Below are 20,843 nucleotides of genomic sequence, written 5' to 3'. Positions count from 1 at the left end.
GCGGGGGGGGGGGGCGGCCGGCGCCCCCCGCCCCGCCGCGCCCCCCCCCCCCCCCCCGGCCGTGGCGCCGCCGACAAAGCGGCTGGCCAGCGCGCTGCCGGCGGCGGTGGCCCGCATGAGGCGGCCGGCGCCGGGACTGCGCGCCAGCGCGATGGCGGCTTTCTGGAAGATGCTCATGGGCGCTCCTGTGCAAAAGAGCGCCACTGTGCGCGCGGGCCGCGCCACTGTCTTGAACGCCCGTGCGGGCCCACCCGCACGCCGCGCGACGCGGGCCGCCCTGCGCGGGCCGCCCGCGATACCGCGCCGGCGGACTCAGGCCTTGCCGGCCGCCAGTGCGGCGCCGGCGCCACGGCCGAACAGCGGACGCTGCACGGTCTGCGCCAGCAGCACGCCGGCCAGCGTCACCGCGCCGCCCAGCAGGTGGTAGCCATGCAGCTGCTCGCGCAGCAGCGCGAAGGCGGCCATGGCGGTGAACAGCGGCAGCAGGTTGATGAAGATGCTGCAACGGTTGGGGCCCAGCCGATGCACGCCTTCGATCCACAGGAAGGACAGCAGCACCGACGAGAAGATGCCGGCGTACAGGATCAGCGGCACGGTCTTCACGTCCAGCGCGGCCTGGGCGGCGGGCACCTTGAGAAACAGCGGCAGCATGTAGAGCAGCGCAAAGAACGATTGCACGAAAGTCGATTGCCAGGCCGGCAGCGGCACCTTCCAGTGACGCAGCAGCACGCCGTACAGCGCATAGGAAAACGCGGCCAGCAGCATCAGCCCGTCGCCCACGTGCACGCCGTTGTGGAATACGGCCAGCATGTCGCCCTGCCCCACCAGGTACAGCAGGCCCAGGAAGGACAGCACGCCGCCGACGGCCATGCCCAGGGTCAGCGGGTCGCGCAGCACCACCACGCTCAGCAGCATGCTGAGCAGCGGAATCAGCGCGGTCACGATCGCCATGTTGGTGGCGGTGGTGGTTTCGGCGGCGCGGTAGGACAGCGCCTGGAACAGCGCCGAGGACAGCGCGCCGTACAGCGCCAGCTTGGGCCAGTGGCGCAGGATGATCTTGCGGTTGCGCCAGGCCGGCACGGCGGTGAACAGGCCCATGATGGCCAGGGCCAGGACCAGCCGGTAGAAGGTGATGGCGGTGGGAGAGATGGCGCTGGCCGCCATCTTGGACACGATGACGTTGCCCGCCCAGAACAGGATGGCGAACAGGGGGAACAGATAGGACATGATGGGGCTCACCCGGAGAATGGGAATCGGTTTCCGCTTCGCCAGGCAAGCCCGGCGCAACGGAACCGCCATCCTATTGATGCGGGGTCAGCCCGTCTGCCGATGAAAAGGCAATCGCTATCGCAAAAAGGACATTCCCGTGCGGGCGGCCCCGTCGAGGCGGCCAGGACTCAGGGCTGGAACGGCGCCGGATCCAGCGGCAGCTCCAGCCCGCCCATCTGCGCGCTCAGCAACGCCGCGCTGCCGCAGGCCAGCGTGAAGCCCAGCGCGCCCTGGCCGATGTTCAGCCACAGATTGTCGGCGGCGTGGCTGCGGCCGATCAGCGGCTTGCCCTTGGGCGTGGCCGGTCGCAGTCCGGCCCAGGGAATGGCCTGGCGCAGGTCCAGGCCGGGGAAGGCCTCGTGGACCTGGCGCTTGAGCAGCGCGATGCGTTCCGGGTCGATCTGCGCGTCGCCGCCGCCGATGTCCACCATCGCCGCGATGCGCAGCACGCCGCCCACGCGGGCGTACACGATGCGGCGTTCGTAGTCAGTGACGCTGATGGCGGGCGCCATGCGGTCGTCGTCGGCCAGCGGCACGGTCAGGCTGTAGCCCTTGAGCGGATAGAGCGGCACGTCGTGGCCCAGCGGCGAGAGCAGCGCGCGCGTGCCGATGCCGGTCGCCAGCACCACCGCGTCCGCGCCGATGTCGCCGTCGCGGCTCTGCACCGCCACGACGCGGCGGCCTTCCCGCTGCAGGCCCGAGACCGGATTGGACATCGCGCATTGCACGTTGGCCATGCCCTGCAGGCGGTCGAACAATGCCTCGGTGAACTGGCGGCAATCGCCCGCCTCTTCGCTGGGCGTGTAGATCGCGCCCGCCAGGCTGGCACCCATGCCGGCCAGGGCCGGTTCCAGCGCCAGGGTCTGAGCGGCGTCCAGCACCTGCTGGTCGGCGCCGTGCGCGGCATGGTAGGCGACCAGCGCGCGCGCCTTGTCCAGCAGCTCGGCGCTGCGGTAGGCGATGAGCTTGCCGTTCTTCAGATGGCCGAAGTCCAGGTTTTCCTGGGCCAGCAGCGCGTGCATGACGTCACGGCTCAGGTAGGACAGGGTGAGCAGCTCGGCGGTCGAGGCGCGCGCCACCGAGGCGCGGCAGGCCAGCGCAAACTGCAGGCACCAGCGCCATTGATGCGGATCCAGCCTGGGCCGGAAGCGCAGCGGCGAGTCCGAGCGCAGCAGCCAGCCCGGCACGCTGGGCAGCACCCCCGGGCCGGCCAGCGGCGCGACGTAGCTGTAGCTGAGCTGGCCGCCGTTGGCGTAACTGGAAACTTCCGCAGGACGCGGCTGGCTGTCGACCAGCACCACGTCATGCCCCTGGCGCGCCAGGAAATAGGCCGAGGTGACGCCCACCACGCCCGCGCCGATCACGCAAACCCGCATACCTTATCCAAATAGACTGACACTGCGGCCTATTCTGGAGCGCTGGCCCTCCGGCGGCAAATGCCAATACCGGGCAGACCCATAACAAAAGATCATGTCCCAGGGTGAACGCGAGCCGGGCGCGGAACGGCGCGGCCCACAGGTGCTGGCCGGCAGCGGCACGGCCGGCCAGGACCGCGATGGCTCAGGCCGCCCGATGCAGCCGGATGATGGCCGCGCCCGTCGGGTCGCGCACCAGATCGGCCAGCGTGTGGGCGTTGAGCCCGTCGAAGAAGGCCTGCATGGCCTGGGCCAGCACGCCGGACAGCCGGCAGGCGCCGTCCAGCGCACAGGGCGGCTCGCGGCAATCGATCAGCGGCCCCTGCTCTTCCAGTTCGCGCACCAGGTCGCCCAGCCGGTAGGCGGCGGGGGAATGCGCCAGACACAGCCCGCCCCCCTTGCCCCGCGTGGTGACGACCCAGCCGCGCTGCGCCATGAAATGCGCCACCTTGACCAGGTGATTGCGGGACGCGCCGAAACGGTCCGCGATCTCCGGGATGGTCACCGCCGTCGGGCGGTCGCGGCACTGCGTCAGGTACATGAGCACCCGCAGTCCGAAGTCGGTGAAGCGGTTCAGTTGCATGGCGGCTGGAAGGGAAAGGACGGCGGCTCGGCGCAAGCCGGATCGCCAGGATACACCGCGTTCAGGCCGGCGCGCCGCCGCTGCCGAAGGCTTCGGCGTGAATGCGGTCGGCGCCCACGCCCAGCGCCAGCAGCGCCTCGCGCTGGGCGCGCATGAAGCCCGCGGGGCCGCACAGGTAGTAGTCCGCGCCCGGCAGGATGGCGGCGTCGCGGATGGCGCGCAGGTCGACGCGGCCGGCGTAGTCGTAGTCGCGGCCCGGCTCGTCCCCGCCGCCCACTTCCTCATAGAAGACCGCCTTGCGCACATTGCCTCGGCCGGCGGCGATGGTGTTGACGTGGTCGCGCATGGCGTGCGCGTCACGGTTGCGGCAGCCGTGCACGAAGCGGATCTGGCGCCCGTCGTCGGCCCGCACCAGGTGGTTCAGCATGGACACCATGGGCGTCAGGCCCACGCCGCCGCTCAGCAACACCACGGGCGCGCCGACGGCCTCGCGCAGCTGGAAATCGCCCTGCGGCGGCGCCACGTCCAGCACGCCGCCCACCTGCAGGCGATCATGCAGGGCGTTTGACACGCGGCCGGCCGGCGCGCCGGCCACGCCCGGCTCGCGCTTGACCGAGATGCGCAGCCGTCCCTGCCCCGGCGCGTCCGACAGGCTGTACTGGCGCGGCTGCATCAGGCCCAGTTCGGGCACGTAAAGGCGCACCGACACGTACTGGCCCGGCTGGTAGCCCGGCACCTGGCCACCATCGGCCGGCTCCAGGTAGAACGAGGTGATTTCGGTGCTTTCCGCCTCGCGCCGCGCCACGCGGAAGGCGCGCCAGCCGGTCCAGCCGCCGGGCTTGGCGGCGGAATCGGCGTACAGCCGCGCCTCCTCGGCGATCAGCAGGCCCGCCAGCTGGCCGTAGGCGGCGGCCCAGGCATCGACGAGTTCATCGGTGGCGGCCTCGCCCAGCACTTCGCGGATCGACGCCAGCAGATGCTTGCCGACGATGGGGTAATGCTCGGGGCGCACGCCCAGGCTGACGTGCTTGTGCACGATGCGCGTCACCACCGGCGCCAGCACCGACGGATCATCGATCTGCTCGGCATAGGCGGCCACCGCGCCGGCCAGCGCCTGCTGTTGCTCGCCGCCGGCCTGGTGTCCCTGGTTGAAGATGTGCTTGAGCTCGGGGTTGTGCTCGAACATGCGCGCGTAGAAATGACGGGTCAGCGCGACGCCGTGTGTTTTCAACACCGGGGCGGTGGCCTTGACCAAAGCGCGGACGGACGGACTCAGGGCGGGGGAAAGGGACATCCAGGACTCCAGGGGCGCGAGAGGGCTCGCTTTTAAAGATGTATTAATAATACATCTTTAAAACAGCCTCCCGCAAACCCATGGCCGCCCTGCCCGCCCGGGCCTCGTCCGCCCATCCCGCGGGCGGGCGGACCGGCGCCGCGCGTGGGCCTTACGGGGATTCGGCGTATTGGGCCAGTCCATGGCCGAAGGACCAGTTCTCCTTGGCGACCTCGACGATGTTCACGAATACGTCCTCTCCCCGAAGGCCGGGGCTCTCGCCCAGCAATGCCGTGATCCGCCGGAACAGCGCCTTCTTCTGGTCCAGGCCGCGTGTGTTGTTGGCGGTGATCTGGATGAACACCAGATCGTCGCTGCGCGCGATGTTCATATAGGTCGCGCCGTAGCGGAAGTTCGCCGCCTCGTGCTCCGTGATGGTCATGAACTGGTCGTCTTCCGGCACGTTGAAGGTTTCCCGCAGCGCGCGGTAAACGCCGTCGAAGAGGGCCTGCCGGTAGGCTTCCGGCTTTCCGGCGCGCAAGGCGATGTGCACGAGTGGCATGGTGAATTCCTCGGTGGGTTGTAGACCCGATCCATACTAGTTATTCTTTTTCTTTATTCATACTTATATCAGTCATTAAGGCTCAAAATGAATGAGCGCTCGCTGGACCTGGACACCGTCAAGGCCTTCATCCGCATCGCCGAGCTGGGCAGCTTCACGCTGGCAGCGGATTCGCTGCGCATGACGCAGGCCGCGGTCAGCCTGAAGCTCAAGCGGCTCGAAGACCGGCTCGGTTTCCGGCTGGTCGAGCGCACGCCCCGCCATGTGGAGCTGTCGGCGCGCGGCGCCGGTTTTCTCGAACACGCCCGGGAACTCATGGCGGCGCATGAGCGCGCGCTCGCCCTGTCGGTCGAAACGCGGCAGCGCCTGACCATCGGCATCAGCGACCATGTGGCCGGCCCGGAGCTGCCCGCGCTGATCGCGCGCATGAACGCGCAGGATCCCGAACTCCTGATCGAAATCCGCATCGGCTCCTCGGGCGACCTGCTGCAAAGCTATGACCGGCGGGAGCTGGACACCGTGATCGCGCGCCTGCACGCCGGCCGCGACGACGGCACGGTGCTGGCCGAGGAACAGCTGGGCTGGTTCGCGGCGCCGCACTGGCAGCACCGCGCGGACGAGCCGCTGCCGCTGGCCACGCTCGCCGAACCCTGCGGCGTGCGCGCGCTGGCCGCCAAGCGGCTGGACGAGTCGGCGGTGCCGTGGCGCGAGGTCTTCGTCGGCGGCGGCGTGGCGGCGGTGGCGGCGGCCGTCATGGCCGGGCTGGGCGTGGCCGCGCTGGCGCCCCGCATGCTGCCGTTCGGCGCCGTCGACGTCGGCCCTCGGCTGCGACTGCCCGAGATGCCGCGCCTGCCGGTGCTGCTGCACACGCGCGCCAGGGGCGGCCGCCCCCAGCAGGCGCTCGCCGCGCTGTCGGCGGCGTTCCAGGGCGCGATACGCGGCTGATACGCCCGCACCCAGGCCGTGCGCCATACCCTTTGCCGCCGCAGTCCTGGCGCCGGCCCGGTTTACACTCACGGTTTCGTCGCAACACACCACAAAGGTTCATCCATGAGCACCGCTACGCTCAAGACCCGCCTCTCCGATTCCGTCAAGGAGGCCATGCGCGCCAAGGCATCCGAACGCCTGACCACGCTGCGTTTCCTGCTGGCCGCCGTCAAGCAGAAGGAAGTGGACGAACGCCGCGACCTGAACGACGCCGAGATCACCGCCATCATCGAAAAGCAGGTCAAGCAGCGCCGCGAGTCCATCGCCGCCTTCGAGCAGGCCGGCCGCACCGAGACCGCCGAGCAGGAAAAGGCCGAGCTGGCCGTGCTGCAGGAATTCCTGCCGCAGGCCGCCACGCCCGAGGAAGTGGCCGCCGCCATCGACGCCGCGCTGGCCGAAGTGGCCGCGCAGGGCGTCACCGGCGCGCCCGCGATGGGCAAGGTCATGGCGCTGCTCAAGCAGTCGCTGGCCGGCCGCGCCGACATGACGGCGCTGTCGCAGCAAGTGAAAAGTAGGTTGTAACCCCCCCGAAGCGCTACGCGCTTCCCCCCCAGGGGGGCGCCACTACGGACCGGAGGGAGAGACTCCCCCCGAAGCGCTACGCGCTGCCCCCAGGGGCACCACTACGGACCGGCAAAGCCGGCTCCGTGTGGCCCCGATTGGGGAGGGACTGTTAGAGGTTGGGTTGTGGCGCTTTAGAACGCGCCGCCGAAGAGGTCCGGCTGGCGGGACTGTTCCTGGGGGTCGGCGAAGTTGCTCATGCCGACGCCGGCCAGCCGGTACAGCGTCTGTGGCGGCAGGTCCACCCGGTCGCACAACAGCCTGGCGATGGTCGCCAGTTCCTCGGCCGATGAGGGCGGATTGGCGCTGGTCAGGCTGCGCGTCAGGATGCGGAAGCGGTCGGTCTTGAGCTTGAGCACCACGGTGCGCCCCAGCGCGCCCTTCTTCAGCGCCTGGTCCCAGACCTTGCCCGCCATGCGGTCGATGGCCTCGCCCAGCGCCTCCAGGCGCACGTCTTCCGAGAACGTGGTTTCCGCCGACACCTGCTGCACCTGCTGGTCGGCGTCGACCTCGCGCTCGTCGATGCCGCGCGCCAGTTCGTAGAGCCGGCGGCCATAGCGGCCGAAATAATGCTCCAGCTCCTGCACCTCGTGCGTGGCCAGGTCGCCCACGGTCTGGATGCCCAGCTGCTCCAGCCGCGCCTGCGTCACCTTGCCCACGCCCGGCACCTTGCGCACCGGCAGCGGCGCCAGGAACTCCAGCACCTTCGAGGGCCGGATGACGAACAGGCCGTCGGGCTTGTTCCAGTCGGAGGCGATCTTGGCAAGGAACTTGTTGGGCGCCACGCCGGCCGAGGCGGTCAGCCCGGTTTCCTGGCGGATCTGGTGGCGGATGACCTGCGCGACCTCGGTGGCGGACGGCAGCCCGCCCTTGTTGACGGTCACGTCCAGGTAGGCCTCGTCCAGCGACAGCGGCTCGATCAGGTCGGTATGGCGCGCGTAGATCTGGCGCACCTGGCGCGAGACTTCGCGGTAGCGGTTGAAATCGGGCGGCACGTAGACCGCCTGCGGACAGAGCCGCTGCGCGCGCACCGCCGACATGGCCGAATGCACGCCGAAACGCCGCGCCTCGTACGAGGCCGCGCAGACCACCGAGCGCGGTCCGGTCCAGGCCACGACCACGGGCAGGCCGCGCAGCGCGGGGTTGTCGCGCTGTTCCACGGAAGCGTAGAACGCGTCCATGTCGATATGTACGATCTTGCGCAAAGGCTCGGGCATGGTCGGTGATCGAACGCGAAATGAGAACGGGCGAAGCATGGCGCGCGCGGGCGCCGCAAAAAAATATATTATGACCGCGAATCCCGCCTGCTTTCCTCTCCCCGTACCGGCCCATGACCGCAACCGCCCCGCAAGACTATTTCGGCCTGACCATTCCCTTCATGGACTACATCGGGCTGGTCCCCGAGCAGATCGGGCCGGCCTATGCCCGCACCTCGCTGCCCTGGCGCCGCGACCTGACCAACAGTCGCGGCGACGTGCACGGCGGCACGCTGATGAGCGTGCTGGACTTCACGCTCAGCGCCGCCGCGCGCGGCTCTGCCGACGCCGCCGTGGGCATGGCCACCATCGACATGAACACCACTTTCCTGTCGCCCGGCACGGGCGACCTGGTGATCGAGGCGCGCTGCCTGCGCCGTGGCGCGTCGATCGCCTTCTGCGAAGGCGACGTGCGCGACAAGAACGGCGAACTGGTGGCGCGGGCCACGGCGACCTTCAAGATCATCCGCCGCCGGCCCGGCGGCGACTGAACCGGCCCCGCCCGACTATTTCTTCGGCGCGGGCGTCTGCGGCTGCGGATCGCGCGGCATGAAGGAACTGCAGGACACCAGGTTGTAGGACACGGCGTCCTTCATGGCGCGCAGCGCCTCCACGTCCCAGGTGCCCTTGCCCCAGACCACGATGCGAACATCGGTGCTCTTGTCGCCGGCGGCCTTGACGTTCACGCGCGTCATCTCGGTATCGGCGAAGGGCGCCAGCACGCGGACCTCGCCCGAGCGCGAGGCCTCGTCCAGGCTGGGCACCACGCGGTAGGCGTTGTCGGTGCTGCGCAGGCAGGCATTGGCCTGCCGGATGGCCGCGTCGTAGGCGTCCTTGTAGTTCACCGCCGCCTTGAATTCGGTGTGGGGCGACGAACCGTCGCCCGAGATGCCCACCGAGCAGCCGGCAAGGCCGAGCGCCAGCGCGCAGGCGACCAGATTCCTGTACATAAGTCTCTCCAGATTGATAGGCGCGATTATCACGCAAACCGGCCCGGCGCAGAAACAGCCCGTCTCCGCCCCGCGTCCGGCGCGCGCCGCCGGGCGGTTCGACACCCCCGCCGCGCCTATGGCATGATCGAGCGCGCCGCCGGCGCTATGCGCGCCCCCTACCTCGCGGCCGCGCCCCGCTTGCCAGGGCCGCCGGCCGCGCGGGCACGGAAATCCATGGAGATCCCATCTTGATTTCGTTCATGAAACACACCCTTTTCGCCGCCAGCATCCTGGGCGCCTCGCTGGGCGCCAGCGCCGCGCAGCCGCCGCGCTATCCGCTGAAGGACTTCTTCCGCAACCCCGAGCGCGGCTACTTCCGCCTGTCCGAAGACGGCAAGACGCTGGGCTTCATGCAGCCGGCCAGCACGGACGGCAGCCCGGCGCGCATGAACATCTTCGTGCAGCCGCTTGACGGCAGCGCGCTCGTGGGCGAACCGCGCAAGCTCACCAGCGAAACCGCGCGCGACATCAGCAATTTCTTCTGGAAAGGCCCCGACGTGGTGCTCTACCAGAAGGACTTCGGCGGCGACGAAAACTTCCACGTCCTGGCGGTGGACGCCAGGACCGGCAAGGTCACCGACCTGACGCCCTACGACAACGTGCGCGCCAGCATCATCGACGACCTGGAGGACGATCCGGACCACGTGCTGGTCACGCACAACCAGCGCGATCCGCAGGTCTTCGACGTGTACCGCGTCAACGTGCGCAGCGGCGCCGCCGAGCTGGTGGCGCGCAATCCCGGCAACATCGTCGGCTGGCAGACCGACCATGCCGGCAAGCTGCGCGCCGCCGTCGCCAGCGACGGCCTGAACACCACCCTGCTTTACCGCGACGACGAGGCCGCCGAATTTCGGCCGCTGATCACCACCGACTACCGCACCAGCGTCCATCCGGCCTTCTTCACCTTCGACGACAAGAAGCTCTACGCCCAATCCAACCGAGGCCGCGACAAGCTGGCGCTGGTTGTCATCGACCCGGCCAGGCCCGATGTCGAGGAAGAAATCTACGCACCGCAGGAAGTCGACCTGGACGCGGCCGCCTACTCGCGCAAACGCCGCGTGCTGACCCTGGCCGTCTACCAGACCGACAAGCCGCAGTACAAGTTCTTCGACGCCCAGACCGAAACGCTGTTCAAGAAGCTGACGGCCAAGCTGCCCGGCTACGACCTGGCCCTGCAGGGTTCGAACCGCGATGAGAACAAGTTCATCGTCGCCGCCTACAACGACCGCACGCCGGGCTCGCGATACCTGTACGACGCTGCCTCGGACACGCTGAGCAAGCTGGCCGACCTGAACCCGTCGCTGCCGGAGTCCGGCATGGCGCGCGTGCAGCCGATCAGCTACCAGAGCCGCGACGGCCTTACCATCCACGGCTACCTGACGCTGCCGGCGGGTCGCGATCCGAAGAACCTGGCGTGCATCGTCAATCCGCACGGCGGTCCCTGGGCGCGCGACGGCTGGGGCTACAACCCCGAAGTGCAATTCCTGGCGAACCGGGGTTTCTGCGTGCTGCAGATGAACTTCCGGGGCTCGACCGGCTATGGCCGCCGCTTCTGGGAAGCCGGCTTCGGCCAGTGGGGCCTGAAGATGCAGGACGACATCAGCGATGGCGTGGCCTGGCTGGTCAAGCAGGGCATCGCCGATCCCAAGCGCGTCGGCATCTACGGCGCCAGCTACGGCGGCTACGCCACGCTGGCCGGCGTGGCGTTCACGCCCGACCTGTACGCGGCGGCGGTGGACTACGTGGGCGTGTCCAACCTGTTCACCTTCATGCAGACCATCCCGCCCTATTGGAAGCCGATGCTGGCCAAGATGCAGGACATGGTGGGCGACCCCGTGCGCGACAAGGACCGCCTGGCCGCGACCTCGCCGGCGCTGCACGCGGACCGCATCAAGACGCCGCTGTTCGTGGCCCAGGGCGCCAAGGATCCGCGCGTCAACAAGGACGAAAGCGACCAGATGGTCAAGGCGCTGAAGGCGCGCGGCGTCAACGTGGAGTACATGGTCAAGGACAACGAGGGCCACGGCTTCCACAACGACGAGAACAAGTTCGAGTTCTACGAGGCCATGGAGAAGTTCCTGCTCCAGCACCTCAAGCCGTAGTCGCCTTCGATCCCGCGGGGCTGGCCGCGACGGCCGCATTGGCCGCTTCCGCCCCGCCCTGCGCCGTCCAGTCCCAGGTCGCGGCCGCGCCGAAACCGACCGAGCCGCCGGTTTCCACCCGGTCGCGGCCCAGTTCCTTGGCGCGGTACAACGCCACGTCGGCGCGCGCCAGGATGCCGTCCGCCGTATCGCCGCGCCGGTAGGCGGCCAAGCCGCCGCTGACGGTCATCCTGATCTCGCCATCCACGGTATGCAGCGGCGCATCGCGCAGCGCATCGCACACGCGCTGCGCCTGCACCAACGCGCTGGCGGGCTCGCAGTCGTACATCAGCAACGCGAATTCCTCGCCGCCCAGGCGGCCGAAGCGGTCGCTGGCGCGCACCGCGCGCTGCACCACCCGCGCAAAATGTCGCAGCGCCTGGTCGCCGGTGGCGTGACCATGGCGGTCATTGATCGCCTTGAAGAAATCGATGTCCAGCAACAGCACCACCAGCCGGCCGTCGTTACGCTCGCAGCGCCTGAGTTCGTGCTGCAGCTCGTCCATGAAGCTGCGCCGCGAGTAGGCCTGCGTCAGGCTGTCGAAGGTCAGCGCCTCCTGCATGCGCTCGGACATCCGGGTCTGCACCAGCAGCAACAACGCCAGGAACAGCGCCGGCACGGTCACCGAGCCGCCGACAATGAAGAACAGTGCCCAGGGCGTGGGATGCAGCATCGAGCCGGGCGCTTCCCAGCCCAGGCCGTAGACCAGCACGCGCAGCAGATGCAGCGCCGCCAGCCCAAGGATGGCCAGCAGCAGGTACAGCGCCACGCCGCGCGTGCGGATCTGCCTGCGCCCGTCGAAGATCACGCAGGCCGTGGCGACCATGCCCGCGCAGGTGATCACGGAAAACAGCACGATGCGCGCGGCCACTTGATCGTGCCCATACAGCATGGCCGCCATCGCCACGATGCACAGCGCCGCCAGGGTGGCGCTGCGCCACACCTGCGGATGCAGCCCGAAGAACTGCCGCACGCCCACATAGACCAGGGCCAACGCGCTGATCCACGCGGCATTGGACACCATCACGGTCGCGTTCAGCGGCAGGAAGCTGCCCGCCGCGTACAGCAGCAAGGACAGCACGGTCAGCGCGTTCGCCAGCATGAATGCACGCACGCCAGGCACGCCGCTGGCGTGAAACTGCAACAACAGTGGCATGGCCAGCGCGGTGGCCAGCCCCCACATCAGGAAGAACAGAGAAGTTGTCATGGTGTTTGCCAACCGGAGCGTCGGGCTCCGCAGGCCTTAGGGAATTGCTGTTTCACTGGGTTCGTTTCCCCGCGCGTGTCGCTGCGAAGGGGGGATGGGCAATCCGCGCCGCCTCGCCACCAGCCGCGATACGCGGCCCGATTGCAAAAGGCGTTACATGCATCCATTTCTGACGCTTTTTGTTACCTACACGGCGAAAAGAAACCACGCGCGCGAGGCCCCAACAGGCCGCGCATCCGTCCGCCCTGAACCTTTAAGTCCCTGGAAACAAGCAGCAATCCCGGGATGCTGAGAAGCATACGCCAGGCCGTTGGCCCGTGGCTGCCTGTTTGCAGTAATTGACAGTCTCTTTCTAGGAAACGTCCTAAAGTTGCGGCTATCGACGGCGCCGACGAAAGCGCCGCGATCACGCCCTACGGGCGTGGCGCGTACTAGCCATGCACTCCGATCGCGCGAGTGCGAAGGTCCCCGCAGCGGGCGCCGCGCATCAAGAAATCCACTGTTCACTTCCGACGCCAGCGCGTGCCGCGCGGGCGCGAGCGCTTTCGGCCGCCATGCCGTGGGCGCGAGCCTGGACGGCCCCTTGGGCCGGCCGGCGGCTGGCCGCCCCTTGGAGGCTCGGACGTGGACGCCATATATCGCAACCGCGGATGTATTACGGATGTATGAGAAGAACGAGAAAGGAAGACACTTGCCGTCAGCGCCGCACAAGAGCGCCGCACGGCCAGCACGCCACCGGCAGGCGCCTGCGCCCGCCGCCCGCCTGCGCCACGGCTTCGCGGCCGTCTGCGCCGCCCTGGCTCCCCTGCTCTGTCCCGCGCCCGCCCAGGCCGGCGACGACTACGACGCCCTAATCCTGCGCGCGCGCGCCGGCGACCACCAACCGGCGCTGGCCATGCTGCGCGCCCTGGGTCCGGCCGGCGGCCCGCGCGCCATCCAGGACCGCATCCTGGTGGCCAGTTGGGCGGGCCGGCCCGACGAGGTGACGCAGACCTACGCGCAACTGCCCGCCGGCGCACAGCCGCCCGCCGACGTTCGGTTGGCGGTGGCGCGCGCGCTGCGCGACCTGCGCCGCTGGCCGGAAGCGCTGGCGCAGTTCCGCGCCGGCATGCGCGCCTATCCGTCCCAGCCCGCCTTCGCCGCCGGCATCGCCATGACGCTGGCGGACGCCGACCGGCTCGACGAGGCGCTGGCCGCGGGCGAGCAGCTGGTCCGCGCCCGCCCCCGGGACGCGGACGCCCACCTGGCCCTGGCCTATGTCCATGCACGCAGGAATACGCCGTTTGAAGCGTTGCATGCGACCGACCGCGCGCGCGACCTGGCGCCCGGCGCCGCCTACGTGGAACGCGAGTATGTGTTCGCCCTGCAACGCGCTCGCATGGCCGGCCCCGCGTTGGAACACGCCACGCGCCGGCCCGAGCTGTACACGGAAGCGCAGATGCGCCGGCTGCAGGCCGACGCGCTGGCCGAGCAAGTGCGCCTAGCCTCGATGCCGACGCGCAACGAGGCCGACAGGTTCGCGATCGCCGATCGCGTCCTGGCGCACTACGACGCGCTGATCCCGGCCTGGTCGACACAAGGCGACGAGACCCGCGACGATGTCATCCGGGCACGCATCGACCGCCTGCACGCGCTGCACGCGCGCTACCGCATGCGCGATCTCGCCAGCGAGTACGAGGCGCTGCGCGCCGAGGGCGTGGCCGTGCCGCGCTACGCGCTGGGCGATGTCGCTTCCGCCTATCTGTATCTGCGCCAGCCGGAGCAGGCCGCCGCCATCTACCAGCAGGTGGCCCAGGCCGAGGAAAGCCACGACGACGATCCGGTGGACAGGCTGGGCAACCAGACCGGCCGCTACTACTCGCTGGCCGAGGCCGAGGATTTCGACGGCGCCTCTCAGGTCATGGACGAGACCCGCGAGGGCTATCCGGCCTGGGTCTACGTCAAGGGCCAGCCCATGCGCATCCCCAACGACCTGCACCTGCAGAGCATGCAGGTCGACGCCGGCGCGCGGCTGCAGGCCGACGATACGCCCGAGGCCCAGGCGCGCCTGGAAGGCATGGCGCGCAACGCCCCCAACAACTCCACGCTCAAGAGCGAACTGGCCGCGCTGTATCGCGCCCGCTCGCTGCCGCGCGCCTCGGAGCGGACGCTGAAAATGGCCGAGACGCTGACGCCGCGCAACATCGGCGTGGAAAACGGCCAGGGCTTCACCGCCCTGGCCCTGCAGGAGTGGCGCCAGGCCGAGGCGCTCAGCCGGGACACGCTGGCGCGCGCGCCCGAGAACCCGCTGTCGCGCCGGCTGGCGCGCGAATGGGCAGTCCACAACAAGGCCGAGCTGCGCATCGGCGGCTACCGTGGCCTGGCCTCTGACAGCCCGGTGTCGGGCAGCGGCGATTTCGGCATCGACGCGGTGATCTATACGCCGCCGCTGGACTACAACTGGCGCGGCTTCGCCGGCGGCGGCTACGCCAACGGCGACTTCGAGGAAGGCCGCGGCACCTACCGCTGGGCGCGCGCCGGCGCGCAATGGCGCGGCCGCGACCTGACGGTCGAGGGCGAAGTGTCCGCCAACCAGTACGGCCACGGCGCCAGGACCGGCCTGCGCCTGTCGGCCGCCTACGACCTGGACGACCACTGGCAGATCGGCGGCTCGGCCGAGCGCCTGTCGCGCGACACGCCGCTGCGCGCGCTGGCCAGCGGCGTCTCGTCCAACGGCCTGTCGGCCTATGCGCGCTGGCGCGCGCACGAGCGCAGCGAATGGACGCTGCGGCTCTCGCCCTCGCGCTTTTCCGACGGCAACCAGCGCTGGGCGCTGGGCCTGGACGGCCGCGAGCGGATCCACACCACGCCGCACCTGAAGACCGACCTGACGCTGGAACTGTCCTCGCAGCGCAACAGCCTGGACGCGGAACGCCCCTACTTCAACCCGCGCTCGGACCTGATGGTCCTGCCCGGCCTGCGGCTGACGCACACGCTGCACCGCCGCTACGAAAACGCCTGGGAACAGATCGGCACGCTGGGCGCCGGCGCGTATACGCAGCAGGGCTACGGCACTGGCGGCGTGATCGCGCTGGGCTATGGCCAGCGCTACCGCGCCAACGACGTGCTCGACATGGGCGCCATGGTGACCGGCGTCAGCCGGCCCTATGACGGCCGGCGCGAGCGCGAGCTGCGCATCACGTTCGATCTTGCCTACCGCTTTTGAAGATGGGACCCACCCCCGCAGCGCTACGCGCTCCCCCCTCAAGGGGGCGCCGCGGCGGACCGGCAAAACCGGCTCCGCGCGGCCCCGACGAGGCTGTGCCATGGAGAACTGAATTGCTTGAACTTCGATTCCCCCGACTGTTGTTCGCGGGCCTGCTATTGCTGGCCACGCTGCTCCTGGGCGCCTGCGCCAAGGACATCCCCGTCTACGTCGCGCCCGCCGAGCGGCCGGTGGCCCCGGTCGACCAACCCTGGGTGCAAGGCCATTTCCTGACGCTGGCCTACCACGACGTGGAAGATGAAGACCCCGACCAGGGCTTTCTCAGCGTGCGCACCGACCGGCTGGTCGACCAGCTGAACTGGCTGCGCGAGAACGGCTACCAGGCCGTCTCGGTGGACCAGATCCTGGCCGCGCGCCAGCCCGGCGGCAAGCCGCTGCCCGAGCGCGCCGTGCTGCTGACCTTCGACGATGGCTACCGCAGCTTCCTGACCCGCGTGCTGCCCATCCTCAAGGCCTACGGCTGGCCGGCGGTGCTGGCGCCGGTGGGCACGTGGATGGACACGCCGGCCGACAGGAAGGTCGATTTCGGCGGCAACATGCAGCCGCGCGACCGCTTCCTGGACTGGAACGACGTGCGCGAGATCTCGCGTTCCGGCTTGGTGGAGATCGCCGCCCACACCGACGCCTCGCACTACGGCGCGCTGGCCAATCCCCAGGGCAATACCGAGCCGGCCGCCGCCGTGCGCAAGTACGACGCGCGCAATGGCCGCTACGAGAACGAGGCCGGCTTCGAGCAACGCATGGGCCGCGACGTGGCCGCGATCAGCGAAAAGATCCGCCGCGCCACCGGCAAGGCGCCGCGCGTCTGGGTCTGGCCCTATGGCGCCGAGGGCGGCACCACGCTGCGCATCGCCGGCGAACAGGGTTATCAGATGGCGCTGACGCTGGAAGACGGCCCCAGCCGCGTGGCGCGGCTCATGTCCACGCCGCGCATGCTGCTGGCCAACGACCCCACGATCCGGCACTTCGCCAATAGCGTGGCCAGCATCGAGACGGTGCCCGCGATGCGCGTCGCGCACGTGGACCTGGACTACATCTACGATCCCGATCCGGCGCAGACCGACCGCAACCTGGGCGAGCTGGTGCAGCGCATCGTGGACATGCAGATCAACACGGTGTTCCTGCAGGCCTACGCCGACCCGCAAGCCGACGGCCTGGTGCGCTCGGTCTACTTCCCGAACCGCTGGCTGCCGATGCGGGCCGACCTGTTCAACCGCGTCGCCTGGCAGCTGCACAACCGGGCCGATGTGTTCGTCTATGCCTGGATGCCGGTGCTGGCGCTGGACCTGGACCCGTCGATCGCCCGCGTGGTCCGCTGGGATCCGCAGCGGCCCGAAGCCGCGCCCGCGCCGGATCCCGACCTGTACCGCCGCCTGTCGCCGTTCGATCCGGTCGCGCGCCAGCGCATCGGCGACCTGTACGAAGACCTGGCGCGCCATGCCTTCTTCGACGGCATCCTGTTCCACGATGACGCGATGCTGGGCGACTTCGAGGACGCCAGCCCGGCGGCGCTGGCCGCGTACCGAAACGCCGGCCTGCCCGGCAGCATCGCCGCGCTACGCGCCGATCCCGAGACGATGCAGCGCTGGACCCGCTACAAGAGCCGCCACCTGGTCGATTTCACCACTGAACTCGCCGAGCGCGCCCGCGCCGTGCGCGGCCCGCGCATCAAGACCGCCCGCAACCTGTACGCCGAGCCGCTGCTCAACCCCGCCAGCGAAGCCTGGTTCGCGCAGAACCCCGACGACTTCCTGGACGCCTACGACTGGACCGCGCCCATGGCCATGCCTTACATGGAAAAAGTGCCGGCGGGCCAGGAACTGGCCTGGCTGGACCGCATCGTCGACGCGGTGGCCAGGCGCCGGCCGGACGCGCTGGACCGGACCGTGTTCGAGCTGCAGGCCGTCGACTGGCGCACCGGCCCCAGCCGGCCCGAGCCGACGCCCGTCGACACCGCGACGCTGGCCGGCTGGATGCAGCGCCTGCAGCTGCGCGGCGCGCGCAGCTTCGGCTACTACCCCGACGATTTCTCGCAAGACCAGCCCCGGCTGCAAGGCATCCGGCCCGCCATCTCCGAAGCGTGGTTCCCCATCCGATGATCGACCGTCTTCTCGCCCTGCTCATCCTGTGCGCGGTGCTGAGCGCGCCCTTCGGCTTCGCCCTGGCGCTGACCAGCCAGGCGCTGCTGGGATTCGTGTTCTTCTACCCGCTGTTCATGTCCGGCCTGTGGATGGCCGGCGGCCTGTACTACTGGTGGCACTGGGAGCGCCACTGGGCCTGGGGCGCGCGCCGCGAAGCGCCGGCCCTGGCCGGTAATCCGCTGGTTTCCATCCTGGTGCCCTGCTACAACGAGGCCGACAACGGCGAAGACACGCTGCTGGCCGCGCTGAACCAGAACTATCCCCACATCGAGGTCATCGCCATCAACGACGGCTCCAGCGACGGCACGGCGCAGATGCTGGATCGCCTGGCCGCGCAACACGAGCGGCTGCGCGTGGTGCACCTGGCGCAGAACCAGGGCAAGGCCATGGCGCTGCGCATGGGCGCACTGGCGGCCCGCAGCGAATACCTGGTCTGCATCGACGGCGACGCCATGCTGGATCCGGACGCCGCCGCCTACCTGGTGGCGCCGCTGATCGACAACCCGCGCGTGGGCGCGGTCACGGGCAATCCGCGCATCCGCACGCGCTCCACGCTGATCGGCCGCATCCAGGTGGGCGAGTTCTCGTCCATCATCGGCCTGATCAAGCGCACGCAGCGGGTCTACGGCCAGGTGTTCACCGTGTCCGGCGTGGTGGCGGCGTTCCGCCGCACGGCGCTGGACCGGGTCGGCTACTGGAGCCTGGACATGATCACCGAGGACATCGACATCAGCTGGAAACTGCAGCGCGATCACTGGTCGATCTTCTACGAACCGCGCGGCCTGTGCTGGATCCTGATGCCCGAGACGCTGCGCGGGCTGTGGAAGCAGCGGCTGCGCTGGGCCCAGGGCGGCGCCGAGGTCTTCCTGAAGAATCTGCGCTCGATCTGGAACTGGCGCCACCGCCGGCTGTGGCCGCTGATGGCGGAATTCTGCCTGTCCACGGCCTGGTCCTTCGCCTTCGCCATCTCGGTGCTGCTGTGGCTGGTCAGCCAGGTCGTCGCGCTGCCCAACAACATGCACATCGCCAGCCTGCTGCCGCCGGCCTTCACCGGCATGATGCTGGCGGTGGTCTGCCTGCTGCAGTTCGCCGTCAGCATCCTGATCGACCGCCGCTACGAGCCAGGGCTGGCGCGCTCGCTCTACTGGGTCATCTGGTATCCGCTGGCCTACTGGATGGTGAGCCTGCTCACCACGCTGGTGAGCTTTCCCAAGGTCATGCTGCGCAGGCAGGTCCGCCGCGCGCGCTGGACCAGTCCCGATCGCGGCATCAAATCCAAGGAGGCATCATGATCATCACCACGCGCCGGTCCCGCGCCGGCTACCTGTTCGACCTGCTGCTCACGGCCGGAGGCTGGTTCGCCTTCGTCTATCTGTTCGGCGCCGGCATCCTCGCCATCCTGCGCGGGGCCGCCGGCGGGCCCGAGATCTCGCTGTGGGCGGTGTTCCTGCCCACGGCCAACACCCTGTGGGGCTACGCCGCGCTGGCGCTGGCCAACGGCGCGGCGCTGGTGGCCTGGGCGCTCTACAACCACCGGCGCTTCGCCGGCAAGGACCGCCGCCGCCGGGCGGCCGCCGTCGGCGACGCCCAGCTGGCGCGCAGCTTCACCGTCGCGCCCGCGCAGTTGCAGCAGCTGCGCCGCGCCCGCGTCGCCGTCATCCATCATGGCGACGGCGGCGAGATCATCGGCATCGAACCGGCCCGCGCGCAGCTGCGCAGCGTGGCCTGAAATCGCGAGCGGGCCCGGGCCGCGCAGCCCCGGACCCGCTCGCGGCAACGCCTCTCAGGCGCGCTTGCCGCCCATCTTCGGCAGCAGGATCGCCACCACGCCCAGCAGCGGCAGGTAGGCGCAGACCTGGTAGACATAGCCGATGCTGGTGGCGTCGGCCAGCCGGCCCAGCGCGGCCGCGCCCAGCCCGCCCATGCCGAACGACAGGCCGAAGAACAGCCCCGCGATCATGCCGACCTTGCCCGGCACCAGCTCCTGCGCATAGACCACGATGGCCGAGAAGGCCGAGGCCAGCACCGCGCCGATGATCACCACCAGCACCGCCGTCCAGAACAGGTTGGCGTGCGGCAGCATCAGCGTGAACGGCGCCACGCCCAGGATCGACACCCAGATCACGATCTTGCGGCCGATGCGGTCGCCCACCGGACCGCCCACCACCGTGCCCACGGCCACTGCCGCCAGGAACAGGAACAGGTACAGCTGCGCCTCGCGCGTCGACAGGCCGAACTTGTCGATCAGATAGAAAGTGAAATAGCTGTTCAGGCTGGCCAGGTAGAAATACTTGGAGAACACCAGCACGCCCAGCACCGCCAGCGCGGCCAGCACGCGCTTGCGCGGCAGCTCCACCGCCGCGCCGTCGCGCCGCGCGCGCGGCTTCAGGCGGGCACGGTTGGCGCTGTACCAGCGGCCGATGCCGGTCAGCACCACGATGCCGAACAGCGCCGCCAGCGAGAACCAGGCCACGCTGCGCTGCCCGTGCGGAATGATGAACAGCGCCGCCAGCAGCGGCCCCAGCGCCGAGCCGACGTTGCCACCAACCTGGAACAGCGATTGCGCCAGGCCGTGGCGGCCGCCCGAGGCCATGCGCGCCACGCGCGAGGACTCGGGATGGAACACCGACGAGCCTGTGCCCACCAGCACCGCCGCCACCAGCAGCCAGCCGAAGGACGGCGCCACCGACAGCAGCAGCAGGCCGGCCAGCGTGAAGCCCATCCCCACCGGCAGCGAATACGGCTTGGGGTGGCGGTCGGTGTACAGCCCGATGAAGGGCTGCAACAGCGAGGCGGCCAGCTGATAGACCAGCGTGATCAGGCCGATCTGCGAGAACGACAGGCTGAATCCTTCCTTGAGCATCGGATAGATGGCCAGCAGGATGGACTGGATCATGTCGTTCATCAGGTGCGCCACGCTGATCGCGCCCAGCACCTTGAAGGCGGTGGAGGCGTCCTGCGCGGCGGCGTCGCGCGCGGGGCCGGGCGCCGCGACGGGGGCCGGCTCGGCGGCGACGGCGGGATTCTGGGCAGCGTTCATGTCTGGGCGGTCGGGAGTCTGAAAAGGCGGGTCTGAGAAAACGGGACGTGGACGGCGAGGCCGGCCGCCCTTGCGGAACCGACGGCCTCTGCTTGCCAGTGTAGGAAGGTTGATCGGGAGCGATCTGCCAATTTTCGTCGGGAAAGTGACA

At 69.5% G+C, this 20,843-nt stretch carries 17 protein-coding genes; 8 read left to right on the top strand and 9 right to left on the bottom strand.

The window, feature by feature from the left end; genetic code table 11:
• Positions 1 to 312: 312 nt before the first annotated feature.
• The 5 genes from ACEU5R_RS19735 to ACEU5R_RS19715 form a co-directional block, all read right to left on the bottom strand.
• Positions 313 to 1,227, bottom strand: coding sequence for a DMT family transporter (locus ACEU5R_RS19735; protein ID WP_392411333.1), 915 nt, complete (start codon positions 1,225 to 1,227; stop codon positions 313 to 315).
• A 170-nt stretch (positions 1,228 to 1,397) separates the two neighbouring features.
• A complete protein-coding gene (locus ACEU5R_RS19730; protein ID WP_392411331.1) occupies positions 1,398 to 2,645 on the bottom strand; it encodes a D-amino acid dehydrogenase in 1,248 nt (415 codons plus the stop codon).
• A 184-nt stretch (positions 2,646 to 2,829) separates the two neighbouring features.
• The gene (locus ACEU5R_RS19725; RefSeq protein WP_103273863.1) at positions 2,830 to 3,267 is read right to left on the bottom strand and encodes an Rrf2 family transcriptional regulator; all 438 of its coding nucleotides are present in this window, start codon (positions 3,265 to 3,267) and stop codon (positions 2,830 to 2,832) included.
• 61 nt (positions 3,268 to 3,328) lie between these two features.
• The gene (gene hmpA, locus ACEU5R_RS19720) at positions 3,329 to 4,561 is read right to left on the bottom strand and encodes an NO-inducible flavohemoprotein (protein ID WP_392411330.1); all 1,233 of its coding nucleotides are present in this window, start codon (positions 4,559 to 4,561) and stop codon (positions 3,329 to 3,331) included.
• A gap of 151 nt (positions 4,562 to 4,712) precedes the next feature.
• Positions 4,713 to 5,102 (bottom strand): tautomerase family protein, encoded by a 390-nt coding sequence (locus ACEU5R_RS19715; RefSeq protein WP_392411329.1) that lies wholly within the window; start codon positions 5,100 to 5,102, stop codon positions 4,713 to 4,715.
• 87 nt (positions 5,103 to 5,189) lie between these two features.
• Between ACEU5R_RS19715 and ACEU5R_RS19710 the strand changes: the two genes are divergently transcribed.
• Positions 5,190 to 6,047: a LysR family transcriptional regulator gene (locus ACEU5R_RS19710; RefSeq protein ID WP_103273860.1), complete on the top strand. Its 858-nt coding sequence runs from the start codon at positions 5,190 to 5,192 to the stop codon at positions 6,045 to 6,047.
• Positions 6,048 to 6,152: 105 nt separating this feature from the next.
• Positions 6,153 to 6,611, top strand: coding sequence for a GatB/YqeY domain-containing protein (locus ACEU5R_RS19705; RefSeq protein WP_103273859.1), 459 nt, complete (start codon positions 6,153 to 6,155; stop codon positions 6,609 to 6,611).
• A 173-nt stretch (positions 6,612 to 6,784) separates the two neighbouring features.
• Here the strand turns inward: ACEU5R_RS19705 and dinB are convergent, their stop codons facing one another.
• Complete coding sequence (gene dinB / locus ACEU5R_RS19700) at positions 6,785 to 7,867, bottom strand: DNA polymerase IV (RefSeq protein ID WP_103273858.1); 1,083 nt, start codon at positions 7,865 to 7,867, stop codon at positions 6,785 to 6,787.
• A 113-nt stretch (positions 7,868 to 7,980) separates the two neighbouring features.
• On the opposite strand from dinB, the gene ACEU5R_RS19695 reads away from it, so the two are divergent.
• Entirely contained in the window at positions 7,981 to 8,397 is a 417-nt protein-coding gene (locus ACEU5R_RS19695; protein WP_392411328.1) for a PaaI family thioesterase, read from the top strand.
• A gap of 15 nt (positions 8,398 to 8,412) precedes the next feature.
• Here ACEU5R_RS19695 and ACEU5R_RS19690 read toward each other — a convergent pair whose 3' ends face one another.
• On the bottom strand, positions 8,413 to 8,856 hold the full coding sequence (locus ACEU5R_RS19690) for a BPTD_2524 family lipoprotein (RefSeq protein WP_103273856.1): 444 nt from the start codon (positions 8,854 to 8,856) through the stop codon (positions 8,413 to 8,415).
• A gap of 242 nt (positions 8,857 to 9,098) precedes the next feature.
• Between ACEU5R_RS19690 and ACEU5R_RS19685 the strand changes: the two genes are divergently transcribed.
• Positions 9,099 to 11,000, top strand: coding sequence for an alpha/beta hydrolase family protein (locus tag ACEU5R_RS19685; protein WP_369869673.1), 1,902 nt, complete (start codon positions 9,099 to 9,101; stop codon positions 10,998 to 11,000).
• On the opposite strand, the gene ACEU5R_RS19680 is transcribed toward ACEU5R_RS19685, so the two are convergent.
• Positions 10,990 to 12,246: a diguanylate cyclase gene (locus tag ACEU5R_RS19680; RefSeq protein WP_392411327.1), complete on the bottom strand. Its 1,257-nt coding sequence runs from the start codon at positions 12,244 to 12,246 to the stop codon at positions 10,990 to 10,992. The two genes, ACEU5R_RS19685 and ACEU5R_RS19680, sit on opposite strands and share 11 nt — an antisense overlap.
• Before the next feature lie 691 nt (positions 12,247 to 12,937).
• On the opposite strand from ACEU5R_RS19680, the gene pgaA reads away from it, so the two are divergent.
• From pgaA to pgaD, 4 genes are all read left to right on the top strand, one after another.
• A complete protein-coding gene (pgaA, locus tag ACEU5R_RS19675; protein WP_392411326.1) occupies positions 12,938 to 15,451 on the top strand; it encodes a poly-beta-1,6 N-acetyl-D-glucosamine export porin PgaA in 2,514 nt (837 codons plus the stop codon).
• A gap of 113 nt (positions 15,452 to 15,564) precedes the next feature.
• Positions 15,565 to 17,610: a poly-beta-1,6-N-acetyl-D-glucosamine N-deacetylase PgaB gene (gene pgaB / locus ACEU5R_RS19670; protein WP_392411325.1), complete on the top strand. Its 2,046-nt coding sequence runs from the start codon at positions 15,565 to 15,567 to the stop codon at positions 17,608 to 17,610.
• Positions 17,607 to 18,944, top strand: a complete 1,338-nt coding sequence (gene pgaC / locus ACEU5R_RS19665; protein ID WP_103273851.1) for a poly-beta-1,6-N-acetyl-D-glucosamine synthase — start codon at positions 17,607 to 17,609, stop codon at positions 18,942 to 18,944. The genes pgaB and pgaC overlap by 4 nt, the downstream gene beginning before the upstream one ends.
• A complete protein-coding gene (gene pgaD, locus ACEU5R_RS19660) occupies positions 18,941 to 19,381 on the top strand; it encodes a poly-beta-1,6-N-acetyl-D-glucosamine biosynthesis protein PgaD (protein WP_392411324.1) in 441 nt (146 codons plus the stop codon). Before pgaC ends, pgaD begins: the two co-directional genes overlap by 4 nt.
• A gap of 54 nt (positions 19,382 to 19,435) precedes the next feature.
• Here pgaD and ACEU5R_RS19655 read toward each other — a convergent pair whose 3' ends face one another.
• Positions 19,436 to 20,692, bottom strand: coding sequence for an MFS transporter (locus ACEU5R_RS19655; RefSeq protein WP_103273849.1), 1,257 nt, complete (start codon positions 20,690 to 20,692; stop codon positions 19,436 to 19,438).
• Positions 20,693 to 20,843: the final 151 nt, after the last annotated feature.

Source organism: Achromobacter sp. 413638 (genome assembly GCF_043119405.1).
Classification (GTDB): Bacteria; Pseudomonadota; Gammaproteobacteria; order Burkholderiales; family Burkholderiaceae_B; genus Achromobacter.
Note: the sequence above shows the minus strand (reverse complement) of the source record. Positions and strands in the feature narration are given on the sequence as shown.